Origin of the sequence: Nocardia terpenica (genome assembly GCF_013186535.1) — a bacterium.
Lineage (GTDB): Bacteria > Actinomycetota > Actinomycetes > Mycobacteriales > Mycobacteriaceae > Nocardia > Nocardia terpenica.
The window spans coordinates 1,224,886-1,241,980 of record NZ_JABMCZ010000005.1 but is presented as its reverse complement, the minus strand read 5'-3'; the positions used below and the strand labels follow the sequence as shown (position 1 = coordinate 1,241,980).

7 protein-coding genes are annotated in these 17,095 nt (G+C 68.2%); 6 read left to right on the top strand and 1 reads right to left on the bottom strand.

From position 1 onward, the window contains the following. The first annotated feature begins 145 nt into the window (after positions 1-145). The 6 genes from HPY32_RS41465 to HPY32_RS41440 all read left to right on the top strand — a co-directional run bounded on the left by HPY32_RS41465 (position 146) and on the right by HPY32_RS41440 (position 15,672). On the top strand, positions 146-3,847 hold the full coding sequence (locus HPY32_RS41465) for an SDR family NAD(P)-dependent oxidoreductase (protein WP_197696469.1): 3,702 nt from the start codon (positions 146-148) through the stop codon (positions 3,845-3,847). Between the two features lie 113 nt (positions 3,848-3,960). Continuing rightward, positions 3,961-5,898 (top strand): hypothetical protein, encoded by a 1,938-nt coding sequence (locus HPY32_RS41460; RefSeq protein ID WP_067586856.1) that lies wholly within the window; start codon positions 3,961-3,963, stop codon positions 5,896-5,898. Continuing rightward, positions 5,868-6,158 carry an acyl carrier protein gene (locus HPY32_RS41455; RefSeq protein WP_067586859.1) on the top strand — a complete coding sequence of 97 codons (291 nt, stop codon included), beginning with the start codon at positions 5,868-5,870 and terminating at the stop codon, positions 6,156-6,158. The genes HPY32_RS41460 and HPY32_RS41455 overlap by 31 nt, the downstream gene beginning before the upstream one ends. A gap of 75 nt (positions 6,159-6,233) precedes the next feature. Continuing rightward, the gene (locus HPY32_RS41450) at positions 6,234-6,932 is read left to right on the top strand and encodes a hypothetical protein (protein ID WP_156674389.1); all 699 of its coding nucleotides are present in this window, start codon (positions 6,234-6,236) and stop codon (positions 6,930-6,932) included. Positions 6,933-7,008: 76 nt separating this feature from the next. Continuing rightward, entirely contained in the window at positions 7,009-11,946 is a 4,938-nt protein-coding gene (locus HPY32_RS41445; RefSeq protein ID WP_171983293.1) for a type I polyketide synthase, read from the top strand. Positions 11,947-11,955: 9 nt separating this feature from the next. Continuing rightward, positions 11,956-15,672 carry a hotdog family protein gene (locus HPY32_RS41440; protein WP_082871274.1) on the top strand — a complete coding sequence of 1,239 codons (3,717 nt, stop codon included), beginning with the start codon at positions 11,956-11,958 and terminating at the stop codon, positions 15,670-15,672. A gap of 28 nt (positions 15,673-15,700) precedes the next feature. Here HPY32_RS41440 and HPY32_RS41435 read toward each other — a convergent pair whose 3' ends face one another. Next, positions 15,701-16,906: a helix-turn-helix domain-containing protein gene (locus HPY32_RS41435; RefSeq protein ID WP_171983292.1), complete on the bottom strand. Its 1,206-nt coding sequence runs from the start codon at positions 16,904-16,906 to the stop codon at positions 15,701-15,703. Between the last annotated feature and the right edge of the window lie 189 nt (positions 16,907-17,095).

The following is a 17,095-nucleotide window of genomic DNA, read 5'->3' as shown; positions in this document are numbered from 1 at the left end:
AAACTCGACCAGGCGACAGCGCTGATAGACGAGCCCGGGCACCAAGGGTTTCGCGACACCCTCAGGGATCCACTACGGCATCGGCGATGCGCCGCCGGGCAAGGTGGCCTTCCTGTTCCCCGGCCAGGGAGCCCAGTACATCGGCATGAGTACCGCGGTGACGATGGCGGTCCCCACAGCGCAGGCCAGGTGGGACTGGGCAGCGGGGCTCGATCTCGGCGACCGGCCGCTGGCCGACGTGGTGTTCCCGCCACCGGTGTTCACCGACGCCGATCGAGACGCGCAGCAGGCACGACTGACCGCGACCGAATGGGCCCAGCCCGCACTGGCCGTGCACAGCCTTGTGCTGCTGGACATTCTGCGATCACTCGGCCTGCGTCCCGACTGCGTCGCCGGGCACAGCTTCGGTGAACTGGTGGCCCTGCACGCGGCGGGTGTATTCGATGCCGAGAGCCTGATCCTGCTGGCGCGGCGACGCGGGGAGCTCATGCGCGACGCGGCCGCCGCACCCGGTGCGATGCTGTCGGTGGCCGCCACCTGTGACGAGGTCACCCGCGCGATCGACGCCGGGGGCGGCGCCGAGATATGGATCACCAACTACAACGCGCCTCGGCAGTTGGTCGCCTCCGGTGCCGTGGCAGCGATCGCCGCTCTGGACCGACGCCTGACCGATGCAGGCATCGCGACCAGGTGGCTCGACACGGCCACGGCCTTCCACAGTCCGCTGGTGGCCGATGCGGTCGAGCCGCTCCTGAATTTCCTGCGCGACATCGAGATTCGGCGGCCACGGTTGCCGGTGTTCGGTAACGCCGACGGGGCCGCCTATCCGACCCGCCCCGACCGGATCCGGCGCCGCATCGCCGGTTTGCTTGCGGCGCCCGTCCATTTCACCCAGATGATCGAGGCGATGCACCGGGATGGGACGGATATCTTCGTCGAAATCGGTGCGGGAGCAGCCCTTACCGGTCTCGTCGGAGAGACCCTGCGAGACTGCGACCATCTCGCGGTGAGCCTCGATCGGAGGGGCGAGGACGGAATGACCAGCCTGCACAAGGCATTGGCCCGGCTTGCCGCGCACGGCGTCGCACTCGACTTCTCGGCGCTGTGGGAAAGCTACCCGCCGCCGCCCGCCGATCGAGACAGCGCTTCGCCGTCGGGGACGACGGTGAGGATCACCGGCGGCACCTATGTGCGGCCCCGGATCGAGGAGACGACGGCCGCAGAAGACGAGCGGGACTGGCGGCGCGCCGTTCGCGATTCCGCGCCCGCAGCCAGTGCCGACCTCGACGTGGATGCATTGGTGCGCTCAGTGGTGGCGGATCTGACCGGCTACCCGTTGGAGATGCTGGAGCCGCACATGGAGTTCGAGGCGGACCTCGGCCTCGATTCCATCAAACGCGTCGAAATCCACACCAGGATTCGTGAACTCCGCCCGGACCTGTCCCTTCCCGACCAGACCCTCGCCCTCTCCGACCTCACGCAGCTGCGCTCACTCGCCGACGTCGCCGCCGCGCTCGACCGATACGAGCCCGATACCGCACGCGGCCGGTGCGAAGCTGTAGCTGCGTATGACGGGTTCGAGGCTGGTGGTGGGCACGAGCCGCCTGACGGGGACTCGGCGCTGACGCGGCTGACGCTGCGCGTAGTGCCGGAGTCTGCGACGGGCCGATCTCTCGGCGGGCTTGCCGACGTACCACTGGTCATCACCGACGATGGTGCGGGTATCGCCGCGATGGTCGCCGAAATGCTGGTTGCCCAAGGGCTCGAGGCCCAGGTGTGCCGACACGTGTCGGCCGGGACGCGCGGCGTGGTGCTGCTCGACGGGCTGCGCGCCGTGTCGTCGTACCAAGAGGCCGTGGCAATTCAACGCGACGCGCTGCGGGTGGCGCGCACGATCGCCCCGGCGATCGAGGCCGGCGGAGGGGTGTTGGTCACCGTGCAGGACACCGGCGGCCGCTTCGGCTTGTCCGGGGCCGATCCCACACGGGCGTGGCTCGGCGGCTTGGCGGCGCTGGCCAGGACGGCCGCGCAGGAGTGGCCGCGAGCCGCTGTGAAGGCCATCGACTGCGCCCGCGGCGACCGGGATCCCGCCGCGATCGCCACGGCCATCGTGACCGAGTTGCTGCGCGGCGGGTCGGCACCGAACGTCGGACTCGGTGTCGACGGCACCCGGGTCACCCTCGAGACAGTGGCCGCCGAATACCCAGCAGCCCCAAGCGGATTCGACGACGGAGCGGTGGTCGTCGCGAGCGGCGGCGCACGTGGCGTCACCGCCGCCGCGCTACGGACTCTCGCAGCGCAGTGCCGACCGCGGCTGGCGCTGCTCGGTCGTACGCCGCTCGAGGACGAGCCGGACGGCCTCGCGGACGCCACCGACAAGCGAGCCCTCATCCGCGCCTTGGCGAATCGCGCTCGCGCCCAAGGCACGACCCCCGCACTCACCGAACTGTCCGCACGGGCCCGGCGACTGCTCGCCGCCCGCGAGGTGCGAGCCACTCTCGCCGCCCTGGAGGCCGCCGGCGCCACCGTCCGGTACCTGCCGGTGGATGTGCGTGACAGGGATGCCGTCGCGAAGGCGCTGGTCGAGGTGCGGGATGAATGGGGGCCGATCCACGCCATCGTGCACGGCGCCGGGGTGCTCGCGGACAAGCGCATCGCCGACAAGACCGACGCGCAATTCGAGGAGGTATTCGGCACCAAGGTGGAGGGGTTGCGCTCGCTGCTGGCGGCGACGGCTTCCGATCCGGTTCGCGCCCTGTGCGTGTTCTCCTCGCTGTCCGCCAGCTGGGGCAATGTCGGTCAGGCCGACTATGCCATGGCAAACGAGACCCTCGCGCACATGGCGGCGGCCGAAAGTGCTCGGCGTCCTGGCTGCGCCGTCCGGGTCATCGACTGGGGGCCGTGGCAAGGCGGCATGGTCACTCCCGCGCTGGCGCGGCAGTTCCACAGCCGCGGCATGTCCCTCATCCAGCCACAGGTCGGTGGCCGGGCGTTCGTTGCCGAACTCGATGCGAGCCCAGCCGACGTCCGCGTGCTCATCATCGCCGGTGGGGACGGGGCGGCACATCAGGCGCGGACGCTATTGGAAGTGCAAGTGGACGAGCGCTCGCACCCCTACCTCGCCGACCACGCGGTCGCCGGAGTGCCGGTGGTGCCCGTGGCCCTGATGATGAACTGGCTGGCCTCGGCCACGACAGGCCCGGTCGTCCTGCGCCGGGTGAAAGTGCTGCGCACAATGAGCCTCCCGGGAATGCGCAATGGCGGACACCGATTCGCGTTGCACGGCAGGCAGATCGATGAGTCGGCGGTCGAGCTCGAACTGGTCGGCATCGACCAGGCCCCGTGCTGTCGGGCTCGGCTGGTACGGGCCCAACCCTCGTCGGCCGGTGGATGGGTCGTGCCGAAGGACTTGGAACCCCTTGCGCGGGTCGGGATCTACGACGGGTACGTGCTGTTCCACGGACCGCGTTTCCACGCGCTGCAGACCGTACGCGGCGTATCCGACGGTGGGGCCGCGGGCACCGTGATCGGTCTTCGAGACCTCGGATGGGAGGGCGGCCCCTGGCGCGTCGACGTCGCGGCGGTCGACGGCGCCCTCCAGTTGGCGGGTCTGTGGGGAGAGCGGGCCCTCGGCGGCGCGACACTGCCCATGGCGGTGGCGGAGTGCCGAGTGCACCGCGCAGGCCCGCTCGAGACAGTCCTGGACTGCATCGTGCACGCGACTCACGTCGGCGACGGGTGGGCCGAATGCGATGTCGCATTGCTGGATAACGACGGATCGCCGTGGCTGGAGCTGCTGGGAGTGCGCGGTGTGCTGCGGCCGGATGGTGAGGGGGTACAGCCATGAGGCCGGACGGTTCCCTCGCCATCATCGGATTGGGTTGCGCGATAGGTGAATTCACAGACATAGACCAGTTTGAATGCGCCAACTACACGGGTCGCTCGACGCCGCAGGCGCCGATGTCCGCGCCGCCCGACGCGGCGGCCACCGCCATCGGCCAGGCACTCGCCGATGGCGGTCACGACGGCTCCGCGGTCGCCATGATCACAGTGGGCTCGCAGGTCCCGGCGGGGGCCGACAAGAGTGCGGCCGGTGTTGCTCCGGCCTTGGCGATCGCCCGATTCATGCTGGGCGACAAGGACGTCCGCTCGGTTGTGATCACCGCGGTGGACTGCATCGGCGCCGTGGCATTGCTGGTCAGTGGCGGGCAGGCAACCATCGGACGCCGGATCTACGCGACGGTCGACGCGGCGCCTACCGTCGACGACGCCAGCAACGCCGTCGAGATCGACCTTCCGACAACCACTCTCGGTCTGGCGGACGGAACGTTGTTCCTACTGGGTGTCGTCCGTGCAGCGTTGTGCCTCCATCACTGCTACCTGCCTCCTGCGGATGAGAGAGCACGCCCCCGCCCCTGGGTGCGGACATCCCCGCGAATTCCGAACCGAGCGCTGCTGTCCGGGCGTGACGCGGATGGCACCCACGCTCGGGTGCTGCTGTCCGGCGCGACCCTGCGCGGCGAGGTCACCGCCGTGGACTGGTCCCGCAGCGCCGGGCCGCTGCTGCTGCCGGTGGCCGGGCGGACGATGGAGGATCTGCTGGCTCGCATCTCCGCGCTGCGCGCGGCTTCCGACCCGTGGGCCGCGTCGCCGTCGACAGGTCCGCTGCGGGCGGTGTTCTGCGGCCGCGATATCGATCAGATTCGGCAGGAGTTGTCGACAGCTCTCACGTCACTACCCGTAGCACACCGTGCGGGACGCGATTGGAGGACTCCGTCCGGAAGCTTCTGCACATCCCGACCTGTTGGGCGCGATGGGCGGGTCGCGCTGGTGTTTCCGGGTGTGTTCAGTCCCTATGCCGGACTGGGCCGGGACATGCTCCGGCCGTATCCCGGTCTGTTGCTGCTGGCCGAGGCCGCCGGTATCGTCCCGCGCTATCTGGACCGTGCCGACCGGCTTCACGGCAGGGCCGCGACCGATCAGGCGTTGCTGGCGGACTTTGCGGCATTGGTCACCAGTGGTGTGGGGTTTTCGTTCTTGCAGACGCGCATCCTGCGCGACCTGCATCGGCTTCCGGTGCACGGTGCCCTCGGCTACAGCCTCGGTGAGCTGAGCATGATCTATGCGCCGGGATGGCGTACGGGTACCGAAGACGACTGGGTGGCCAGGGATCCCGCACTGTTTGCATCCGATCTGGGCGGGCCGAAGCGGGTGGTGCGGGCGCGGTGGGGAATTCCTGCCCAGGTCCCCGACGGTCAAGTGTGGGGCTCGTGGGTCGTCTTCGCCGATGCGGCGATGATGGCCGAGCAGGTGGCGCGGCACCGTCGGGTCTTCCTCACTCATATCAATTCCCCCCATGAGGTTGTCATAGCCGGTGATCCCGCACAGTGCCGATCGGTGCTCGCCGCCGTGGCCGCCCCCGGCCTGCCCGCCGCGGCCAGTTATGTGCTGCACTGTCCGCTGCCCGACCCGGCGCGGCTGGCCCGGTTCGTGAGCCCCGTCGTCGGGCAGCTCCCGGACCTCGAGCTGTTCAGCGCCTGCGGCTACGACCGGGTGCAGGACCTCGCGCCCGATCGCCTCACCACGGCCATGGCCACCATGCTGCGTCGGATGATCGACTTCCCCCGGCTGGTCGGGGCGGCTTACCGGCACGGGTACCGCTATTTCATCGAGGTCGGCCCGGGCGCGAACTGCACCCGGTGGATCGACGCGATCTTGGGCGACGCGCCGCACGTGGCCGTGTCGGTGGACCGCCGTGGGTCCGACACGGTCGGCGGCATCGCGCGGATGCTCGCCACGATGGCCGGTCACGGCCTGCCTGTCGATCTCTCGATGACGACCAACCATCCATCACTCGAGGAGAAGCCATGCGTACCAACGGCATCCCGGATGAGCTGAATCCGGCCAGTGCCGGCCGAGCGGAATTCCTGCTGACCGTGCGGGAACTGATCGCCGCAAACCTCGGACTGGAACCGGCCGGGGTCCCGCCGGATGCCCATCTGTTCGAGTTGCCCGGCGTGGACTCGCTGAAGCTGGTCCAGGGCCTGGTCGCCATCGAACAACGGCTCGGACTGGTTCTGGACGAGGACGTCGCGATCGGCGTGCGGACCGTCGCGGATCTGGCCGACGTGCTGTGGCAGGCGAATTCGCACTTGTAGCGCATGAGCGTCCCCGCGCCGCACAGGGCGGACTCCGCGGGGCGAGATCAGGAAAGACCAGATCGGAGGACAGAAATGAATACGGACAGCGGACAGCAACCACGCGCAGGCAGGCGACGGCTGCGCGTGATGGCCGCACTCTTCGGCTACCTGGTGTTCGCCGCCGCAGCCGTTCTCGGATACCAGTTCGCATCGGCGTCGGCCCAGCAGGCCGCTGGCAATGCGTTCACCGTGGCGTGTGACTTCCAAGCGTCCCTCATGCCGGGCAGCGCGCCCGGCACGTTGCAATGGAGCGTTCACACGCTAGGTCCGTGCGTGAACGGTGGCGGCAATATCCAGGGCGCATCGGCGTCGGGGTCGGGAACCGCGACGGGCACCTGTCTCGCCGGTACCGGCGCGGGCAACGGAACCGTCACCTGGCTCGACGCCACAGGTGCCACGATCGGCACCAGCACGGTCGATGCGACGCCCAGCTGGACCACAGCCAATGGCGTCACCTCGGTCAGCGTGCCGTTCAAGGTGACCTCGGGTACCTTCGCGGGCTCCTTCGGGACGGCGACGGGTGAGCTGGCCCCGGTGGTCGGCCCGGACGGCCGCATCTCCGCCGAGGTGCCGTCGTTCAGGCTCGGCGGTGGTCAGCTGGCAGGCAGCACCGGAAGCGGTTCGGGTTCGGGGGTCGTGTCCCCGATCGGTGCACCGGTGTGCCCTCTCGATCCCGGTTTCACCGGTTTCACCACGACCGGCAATGAGACCGGCACCCTCACTACACCCTGAAAGTCAGCGGTGGTGTGGGGCCGAACCCCCACACCACCGGCGACGCCCCCGGCACTCGTCCCGAGAGGAGGAGCCCATGTCTGCTCACGAGCCACCTCAGGTGCCCATCGCGATCGTCGGTATCAGCGCGCTGCTGCCCGGTTCCACTGATGTCCCCGGCTTCTGGCGCAACATCGTGGAGGGCAACGATCAGATCACCGATGTGCCGCCGGACCGGTGGCTGGTGGAAGACTATTACGACCCGGACCCGCACGCCCCGGACAAAACCTATTGTCGTCGAGGGGCATTCCTGCCCGATAGCGAGTTCGACTGCCTGGCGCACGGGGTGCCTCCGGCCATTCTGCAGACCACCGATACGGCGCAACTGCTGGCGCTGATCGCGGCGGAGCAGGCCCTCATGGATGCCACCGGCGGGCGGCTCGACGCGGTCGACACCGAGCGGGTCGGCGTCATCCTCGGCGCTGCGCAATTGGAGCTGACCGGTGAGATGAGCACGCGGCTCATGCGCCCGATCGAGACGAAAGTGCTTCGGGAACATGGCCTTCCCGAGTCCGAGGTGCGTCGGATCTGCGACGCCGTCGCCGATTACGCACCGCCCTGGCAGGAGTCGACATTTCCGGGCCTGCTGGGCAATGTGATCGCCGGACGGATCGCCAACCGGTTCGATCTGCACGGTCCCAACTGCACCACCGACGCGGCCTGTGCCAGCTCCTTCGCCGCGCTGTCGATGGCTGTCGACGAACTGGTCCTCAGGCGCGCCGACATGATGCTGACCGGAGGCGTGGACACGTTCAACAGCGCCTTCGCGTACCTGTGCTTCAGCAAGACCCCGGCGCTGTCGCCCACGGGCGACTGCCGACCGTTCGCGGAAGGTGCGGACGGGACCGTCCTGGGCGAGGGCGTAGTCATGTTCGCACTGAAACGATTGGCCGACGCCGAAGCTGCCGGGGACCGCATCTACGCCGTGATTCGGGGAGTGGGTTCGTCCTCGGACGGCAGGGGTGCATCGATCTACGCGCCCGTGCCCGCGGGCCAGGTCCGCGCGGTCCGTCGCGCCTATGCCGAGGCTGGATACGGACCGGACGCGGTGGAACTGGTGGAGGCGCACGGCACTGGCACGGTCGCCGGTGATATGGCCGAGTTCGAGGCGCTGTGCGAGGTGTTCGACGCCGCCGGACGGAGCGACCGGCAGTGGTGCGCACTGGGTTCGGCGAAGTCGCAGTACGGCCACACGAAGTGCGCGGCGGGCGCGGTGGGCCTGCTGAAGGCCGTACTTGCCTTGCACCACAGGATATTACCGCCCACCATCAAGGTGGACCAGCCGGACTGCCGACTGGATTTCGCCTGCAGTCCACTGTATTTGAACACCCGGTCCCGTCCGTGGGTGAGCGTGCGCCCGCGCCGGGCCGGGGTGTCCAGCTTCGGCTTCGGCGGTACGAATTTCCATGTCACAGTTGAGGAATACCGGCCGAGTGCCACGGGCGGCGCTCCGGTGCGGTGCCGTGTCGTTCCGGACGAGTTGGTGTTACTGTCTGCGGACTCACCGGAAGAATTGCGCGCCCGTTGTGCGATGGGGGCCGACGTCGACCTGACTGTCCTCGCCTACGAGAGCCAGCGGGACTTTCGCTCCGAACAGTCCGCCAGACTCGCTGTGGTCGCGGGCGATATCGCAGGGCTACGCGAGAAGCTGAGCCAGGCAGCGGAGCGCATCGGCCAGGATCCGCACGCGGCATTCGCCACTCCCGCCGGAATCGCGTACGCGGCGGGGGATTACGAGCCGGGGAAGGTGGCGTTCCTGTTTCCTGGGCAAGGATCGCAGTACGTCGGCATGGGTGCGGATCTGGCCATCCACTCGGCGCAGGCTTCAGCGGTGTGGGATCGCGCCGCGGAGATCCTGCCCGAGCTGAACTCGGTCGTCCATCCCATCCCCGCCTTCACCGACGATGAACGCTCCGCGCAAACCGAGCGACTCACGGCCACCGAGTGGGCCCAACCAGCCCTGGCCGCAACCAGTTCGGCGCTGCTGCACGCGCTGGGTGTGCGGCCCGACTGCGTAGCCGGGCACAGCTTCGGAGAGTTGGTGGCACTGCACGCCGCGGGCGCCTTCGACGAGGACACCCTGATGTGGCTGGCCCGGCGGCGGGGCGAGGTGATGCGTGATGCCGCGGCGACGGCCGGTGCGATGTCGGCGGCACTGGCCGGTGCCGAAGAGGTGACTGCGGCCCTGGATCAGGGAGAGGTGAGCGAGGTTTGGGTGGCCAATCACAATGGCCCGGACGAGGTGGTGCTCTCCGGAACTTGCGAGGGGATCGCCGCCGCGGAGCAGGTGCTGGCACGGATCGGGATCAGGACCCGTCGGCTCGACACGGCCACCGCTTTCCACAGCCCCCTGGTCGCGCAGGCGGTGGAGCCTCTCACCGAGTATCTAGCGGGTGTCGAGGTCAGCGCCCCAGCCATCCTGGTGTACGGGAACTCCGATGCCACCCCGTACCCGTCCGATCCGATTGAGATCCGCGGCCGTCTCGCCGAGCAGATCACCGCGCCCGTCCGTTTCGCCGATGTGATCGAGCGGATGTACGGCGACGGTGTGCGCACATTCGTCGAAGTCGGCCCCGGAGCAACGCTCACCGGCCTGGTCGGCCGCATCCTCGGTGACCGCGAACATCTCGCTGTCGCCATCGATCGCGCAGGCATGCACGGCATCACCAGCCTCCACCGAGCCCTGGCACAACTGGCTGTGCGGGGCGTTCGACTGGACTGCGCTCACCTGTGGGATGGCGCACCGCCGCCCGTGATCCGCCCGTCGGAGCACGAGCCCGACCGTCCCCGAATGGTTACCGCACTCAACGGCGGCAATGCGGGAACGAAGTACCCGCCGCCGGGCGGCGCCGCCGCCCTACCTCCGCCGAACCCAGAGCCCGTGACCGCCCACACCGTGACCGCTCGAACCGAGGCCGATCGGATCGCGGTCGTGATGGACGGCAGTGTGGCGCAGGCGATTCAGGAGGCCCAGCGGCAGACGGCCGAGGCGCACGCCGCCTATCAGCGGGCTATGGCCGAAACCCACACGGCCTACTTGAGAATGGCCGAACAGTCGCTGACGACACTCGTCGCGCTGCTCGGTACCGATCAACCGCATCCAACGAGGACCCCTGTGGTCCCCATCCCCGACGAACCGGCACGGTCGGAACCCGTGAACGAACTGAGCCTGCAGGCCGCAACGCCTCTCGGCGAGCCGGTGGACATCGCCTCGACGGTGCTGGCGATCGTGGCCGATAAGACCGGCTACCCGGTCGAGCTGATCGGGTTGGATATGCAGATCGACACCGATCTGGGCATCGACTCGATCAAACGGGTGGACATCCTCTCCTCGCTACGCAAGGAGATGCCCTGGCTGCCGGACATCGGCGCGTCCACTACGGACCAGCTGGCCGAGCTGATGACCATCCGCACCGTCGGCGAGATCGTGGAACACCTGGAGAATGCACTGCCCGCGTCGGTGCCCGACACCAGCCCTCCGGTCGGCGGGAAATCGGTGGCCCGGTTGACGGTGCACGCCGTTGCGGTGAGCTCGTGCGGTCAGGCGATGGTCGGCCTGGATCGAATACCGCTGCTGGTGACCGACGATGGTGGTGGAGTGGCCGAGGATGTGGTGAAAAACCTTGCCGGACGGGGGCTCTCGGCCCAGGTGGTGCATCAGGTTCCGCAGGATGCCCGCGGGGTGGTGTACCTGGGCGGCCTCCGGGAGGTGCACTCGGTGGAGGACGGCGTCGCCATCGTCGGGGAGGCGTTCGACGTGGCGTGCACGGTCGCACCGGGCATGGAACGAGACGGAGGGATCTTCGTGACCGTCCAAGACACCGGCGGCGACTTCGGGCTGCGCGGTGCGCACGGACAGCGGTGTTGGCTGGGCGGACTCGCGGCGCTGGCTCGGACCGCGGCGGCGGAATGGCCGCGCGTCGCGGTGAAGGCCATCGACTGTGAGCGCGCCGGCCTGGATGCGCACCGCATCGCCACCGCAATCGTCGACGAGCTCTGCGCCGGAGGTCCCGAGCTCGATGTGGGCTTGCGGGCCGACGGTGGCCGGATCACTCTCGATGAGGTGCCCACTGCCGCCGAGCCGGGACCGGACATCCCGCTCGACCCGGACTCCGTCGTGGTCGTGACCGGAGGCGCCCGGGGGATCACGGCGGCCGCGGTGCGGGCGCTGGTCGCTCGCCGTCGCCTCCGGCTGGTGCTGATCGGACGCACCCCGCTGGAGAACGAGCCGGACGGACTGTCCTCTGCCACCGACGAGGTGACCCTGACCAGGTTGCTGGCCGGGCAGAACGGCTCCTCGCCGCCCGCGCGGCTGCAGGCGCAGGCGCACCGGATCCTCGCCATCCGCGAGGTGCGGCGCACCGTGGCCGACCTGACCGAGGCAGGCGCCGAGGTACGGTACCTCGCGCTGGACGTCTCCGATCGCGTCGCACTGCGCCGGGCGCTCGCCGAGATACGGCGGGACTGGGGCCCTGTCAACGGGATCATCCATGGCGCCGGGGTGCTGGCGGATATGCGGATCTCCGAGAAGTCCGATGCGGGTTTCGATTCGGTCTTCGACACCAAAGTGGTTGGCCTGCAGGCCCTGTTGGAGGCGACGGAGGGTGATCCGCTGCGGCTGCTGGTCGCCTTCTCCTCGGTGGTCGCCCGGTTCGGCAATGTGGGTCAATGCGACTACGCCATGGCCAACGAGACGCTGAACCACGTGCTGGCCGTCGAACGGATTCGACGCCCGGACTGCCTCGTGCGCTCCCTCGCCTGGGGGCCGTGGGACGGCGGGATGGTGAGTCGCAGCCTCGCAACGATATTCGACCAGGCGGGCATCACCGTCATATCCACGTCCGACGGTGCCGACGCGTTCGCCACGGAACTGGCCACACACTGCGGTGAGGCCCAGATCCTGCTGACTACGATGACGGCACTGCGTCCGCTGGGCAGCCATGCCATGCCAACGTGGCAATCCGTCGCCGGATGAGGAGACGCCATGTCGAAACTGCCCCTCGACGGTGTCATCACCCAGTGGCGACAGATCACCGAACTCCACCGCCGTTTCCTCACCGAGACCGACCAACTGCATCGACGGTTCCTGGACGGCCGACTCCGTGCCGAACAGGCTCTGGCACAAGGGCATACCGGTAGTCCAACAGGGCCTGACACCCGTAGTCCAGCAGTGCCGACCGGGCCCGCATTCGATCGGCGAGACCTGGAACGGTTGGCGGCCGGGCAGATCGCAGAGGTGTTCGGCCCCGAATTCGCCGACTGCGCCGAAATTCCGCACCGGCTCCGGCCGCCGCTGCCGCCGTTGCTGCTCTTGGACCGAGTGACCGGCATCGATGCCCCGTCCGGCGTATTCGGCACCGGCGCAATGTGGGCCGAGAGGGACCTGAAGCCGGATGGCTGGTACCTCGACGGCACTGGCAGGCTGACCCCGGGCCTGCTCACGGAATCGGTCCAGGGAATCCTGGTGCTGCTGTCCTGGATGGGCGTCGACAGGCTCACCCGTGGCGAGCGGGTGTGCCGCCTGCTCGGCGAGGACGTGACATTCCACGGCAGCCCGCCCGTCGCCGGTCAAACCGTTCGGCTTCACCTCGAGGTCACCGGGCACACACAACACGGTGGACTGCTCGTGGTGTCGTTCCAGGCGAGCGGCGAGGTGGACGGCGAGCCTCGAATCACCGTGCGTTCAGCCAGAATCGGCTTCTTCACCGCCGCGGAACTGACTGTCAATTCGCGGCGGGACCGGGTCCAGGGCAGTGCCGCGCCGCGCAACGACCGCCCCGCGATGAGCGCACTCGTGGCGGGCCGCCCGGCGGACTGCTTCGGACCGGACTGGGAAATCACCCGCGCACACGTGCGGACGCCCCGGATCGGCGGCGGGCGGATGCGCCTGCTCGGCGAGGTGGTCGCCTGCGATCTCGACCGCGGCTATCTCCGAGCGGAAACCCGAATCCGCCCGGACGAGTGGTTCTTTCGTGCGCACCTGCCCGAAGATCCGTGCATGCCAGGCAATCTGATGTTCGACGGATGCGCGCAGGCATTGGCCTTCTACCTGATCGCGGCGGGCCTCACCACCGACCGGGACGGCTGGCGATTCGAGGTGGTGCCCGAGGTGCCCTACCACTTGCGGTATCGGGCTCAGGCCACCCCTCACACAGACCTGTTGAGCTACGAGGTCGCGGTCCGCGAATTGTCCACCGGGCCCGAACCGACGGTGGTCGCCGACGTGAGCTGCGCGGTGGACGGCGTTGTGGCACTACACATCGAGCGCCTCGGGCTGCGATTGGTGCGCGACTGGCCGCTCACCCACTGGCGGCGACTGAGCCCGCCCGCAGTGCAGGTGACCGGCGCCCCGGTTCCGCTGGCCCGTCTCGGTGGCCTGCGGGGATTTCGCGACGATCACCGGGTTGCGGTCAAAGCGGATGGCGTACGCCTGGATTACGCAACGCTGCTCACCGGCGCCTGGGGGCCCATTTCGTCGGTCTGGCCCGCCGAACCCGACCGCGGCCTGCGCAAGACCGGCCGCCTGCCGGGGCCGCCGTATCTGTTCATCACCCGGATCCGTGATATATCCGGCTGGGAGCGTCAGTTGCGGGTCGGGAACTGGCTGGAGGCGGAGTACGACGTTCCCGAACGTGTCTGGTACTTCGATCAGAACGGCTGCGCCACAATGCCGTTCGCGGTCCTGATGGAGGTCCTGCTGCAGCCGTGTGGCTGGCTCGCCGACTATGCGGGCAGTACCGTCGGCGCAGCCGAGGATCTGTTCTTCCGCAACTTGGACGGTTCGGGTGTATTCACCGCCGAAGTGCCGCGTGGCACCCACAGCCTGCGCACTCGGGTGGAGCTGCGGTCGGTGGCGCGAGCCGATTCCCACTCCGTCATCGAGGTCTTCGACATCGCCTGCCACGCCGATGGTGAGCCGGTCTTCACCGGCTCGGCGACATTCGGCTTCTTCCCGAAACAGGCCTTCGATGATCAACCGGGCATTCCCCCAACCGAATCCGATCGCGCGGCATTGAACGAGCCGCACGATTTCGCCGTCGACCTGAGCCGTCGACCGGCCCGTTACTGCGGTGGCCCTCTCCGACTGGCGGGACCGATGCTGCTCATGCTGGACCGGGTCACCGGATTCTGGCCGGAGAGTGGCGTCGCCGGTCTCGGCCGCCTCCGCGCCGAACTCGACGTCGATGCCGATGCCTGGTACTTCAAGGCCCACTTCTACGAGGATCCGGTGCAACCCGGATCCCTGGGGAACGAGGCAGTGCTGCAGCTGCTGCAGTTCTTCCTGCTGAAAACCGGTGCGGTACAAGGGTTCACGAATCCGCGATTCGAGCCGGTGATGCTCGGCGAGCCGATCGCGTGGAAATACCGCGGCCAGGTCGTTCCCACTCACCGACTGGTCACTATCCAGCTCGATATCACCGACATCGGACCGGGCTGGGCCACAGCCGAGGGCTGGCTGTGGGTCGACGGACGGCGCATCTACCACCTGAGCCGACTCGGCATGCGCGTGGTCGAGGGCGACCCCGACCGCACATCGGCCGCAGAGGCCGACCATCTCCTGGATCCGGCTGTCGACACCTGGATCGGCGATCACCGGCCGAACTGGATGACACCCGCGCTACCCGCCATGTCCACACTGGATCTCGTCGTCCGCGCTGCAGCCGACTACTCCGGTGAACCGGTGACCGGCGTACGCGACTTCCGGCTTCAACGATGGCTGCCGATTACCGGGCCCACCAGGCTGCGCACCCGGGTGGAACGCCGCGCCGACGACCTCGCGGTCACCGTGTCCGCCCGGCCCGAATCCGAGACAGAGTTTCGTCCACTAGCCACCGCAACTGTCCTCCTCGGACCACCGCCCGCTCGGCCGATCCCGTTCGCTCCGCTCGCCAACACCACGTCCGAACCTCTCCCGTATCTCACCGGCGACATGTTCCACGGCCCGGCGTTCCACTACCTGACCTCCTGGTTGCTCGGCGCCACGGGGGCGTCCGGCCTTATCGACCTCGAGCGGGGCACGGTTCCCCGCGGCTACCTGCACCACGGTGCACTGGACGCGAGCACCCATGTCATCCCGCATCAGCGACTGTGGCAGTGGGACAACACGATCGGACACAACGCAATCGCCTTCCCACACGCTGTCGACACCCTGTGGCTGTTCGAACCGGTACCCGAGACCGGCGAATTGCAGGTCGAGGCACGGTTCGCCGGTTTCGACTCCGGGAACCCGATGACGCCCGCCTTCGACATCCAACTCTGTCGGGACGACCGTGTTCTGGTCGCCCTGAGACTGGTGGAGGCACTCGCTCCGCTCGGACCGGCGGCGAAATTGACACCTGCACAACGACGTTCCTTCGCACACGACCGGGAGTACATTGCCGGTGCAACCCTGTCGACCACGCGCAACGGGGTGACCGTGACCTCGACCGCGGACCTCGCCCGCGTGGAAATCTTCCCCGGCACGCTGGCCGGACTCTATGATCTCCCCGCCGGTTTGGAGCACCCGGACAGGGTGGCTTACGTGGCGATCCAGGATCATATCGCTTACCTCGAACGAGTTCATCCTTCCCAGGTCGTTGTCCACGACCTCCGCACCGCTCACGTCGCGGGGTACCCGGAGCGCGTCTACCACTTAGCGGTGACCCACGAAGACAGTCGAGTTACGGTCCGAACCGTTCATCAGGTTGAGACGGGACGATAGTGAGTGTTCCCAGTTGCCCAGAGTCCGGTCAGACCAGTCCTGCCAGCTCGGCCAGGTGGATGACATCGCGGCCGATGACGCGGTTGCCGGTGAGGATGAGCTGCTGCAGGGTGTGATGGGCGTCCAGGTCGTATCGCAGGTCCTCGGGGCTGGCCTCGGCGGCCTTGCCGAGCGCGAAGACCGCACCGACACGCTCTCCGGTGTGAAGATAAGCCCTCGCCAGGGCGATGTGGTGGCGGGCGAGCTGCCCGGTGGGGTAGGTGTCGGGAACCTCGAGGTCGGCGGCGATCTGCAGGGCTTGATCGAAGTTGTTGCGGTTCAATGCAATTTCGATGGCGACCATGCCAATTCGGGTGGGCCCGAACACGATCCCGTCCACCGAGTGGTCACCACCGAGTTGTTCGGCCACCGTGCGGGCCAGGCCGAGCAGACGGCTGGTTTCCGGGAGGTCATCGGACAGGTCGGCGGCCTGGGCGGCCACCAGCTGCAGCGCGCCGACCAGCACGGCGCGATCCGTGTTGTCGGCGGCATCCTCGGTCGATCGAGCAGCGGCCAACGCGTAATCGTGGCAGTCGCCCGGATAGGGCATGTGCAGAAAGGCGGTGGACAGATGCCAGCGGCCGACGGCCGAGGTGATCGCCGTCCTGTCGCGGCGCGTCCCCTCCACCGCCCGGTCGGCGGCTAGCCATGCCAGATCGTGTGCGCCCAGGCGGGTCAACAACTGTCGGGCCGACAGATAGGTCTGCCGCAGCAACTCGTCGCACTCGGCGGCGTCCGCTCCCTCGGCCTGTGCCCGATCCGGTGTCTCAGTGTGCGCGCGGAGCCCGATCAGCAACGGCGGCAACATCTTCGACAATGTCGAATACCGAGTTGTCGACTCCTGCCATATCCGTCGGCACTCGGCGACCTGCACCGCCAACACGTCCATGGGCTGGATACGGCCGGGCGGGTGGGCCTCGGCGAGATCGGCAATGAGCGCCTGGCGCAGCGGTGCCAGCAGCAACACCGGGGTGCGGGCGGGTGGTTGCAGGGGCGGTGCGGGCCAATCGATCAACTCGCCGATATCGTGCACTCGCAGCACCTCGGCCAACTTGACGATAGCCGCGATATCGTTCAGCCGCCGCTGCCCGCTCTCGATAAGCCGCAGCCACTCCTCGCTGCGACCAACCAACTGGGCCACCACATTCCGCGGCAACCCCCGCATGCGGCGCCGCATTTCCACACGTTCACCCACCGAGAGACCGTGCTGGTGGGCATGTGAACCACGCGTATACATTCCGAGGCCGATCATGTAACCCGGAGACACCATCGTCTCCGGAAACAGCATTACAACGTCGAAACCAGAATTTCACAGGCTGCGTTCATGGTAATCTCCTATCTAACGACCTCTCCCACCCGGCGAGGTCGTTCCACTGCGAAAGGC

Excerpts from the sequence above, each read along its gene's own strand:
- HPY32_RS41465 (WP_197696469.1), top strand. The coding sequence starts at position 146 with ATGAGTACCGCGGTGACGATGGCGGTCCCCACAGCGCAGGCCAGGTGG.
- HPY32_RS41460 (WP_067586856.1), top strand. The coding sequence starts at position 3,961 with ATGTCCGCGCCGCCCGACGCGGCGGCCACCGCCATCGGCCAGGCACTC.
- HPY32_RS41455 (WP_067586859.1), top strand. The coding sequence starts at position 5,868 with ATGCGTACCAACGGCATCCCGGATGAGCTGAATCCGGCCAGTGCCGGC.
- HPY32_RS41450 (WP_156674389.1), top strand. The coding sequence starts at position 6,234 with ATGAATACGGACAGCGGACAGCAACCACGCGCAGGCAGGCGACGGCTG.
- HPY32_RS41445 (WP_171983293.1), top strand. The coding sequence starts at position 7,009 with ATGTCTGCTCACGAGCCACCTCAGGTGCCCATCGCGATCGTCGGTATC.
- HPY32_RS41440 (WP_082871274.1), top strand. The coding sequence starts at position 11,956 with ATGTCGAAACTGCCCCTCGACGGTGTCATCACCCAGTGGCGACAGATC.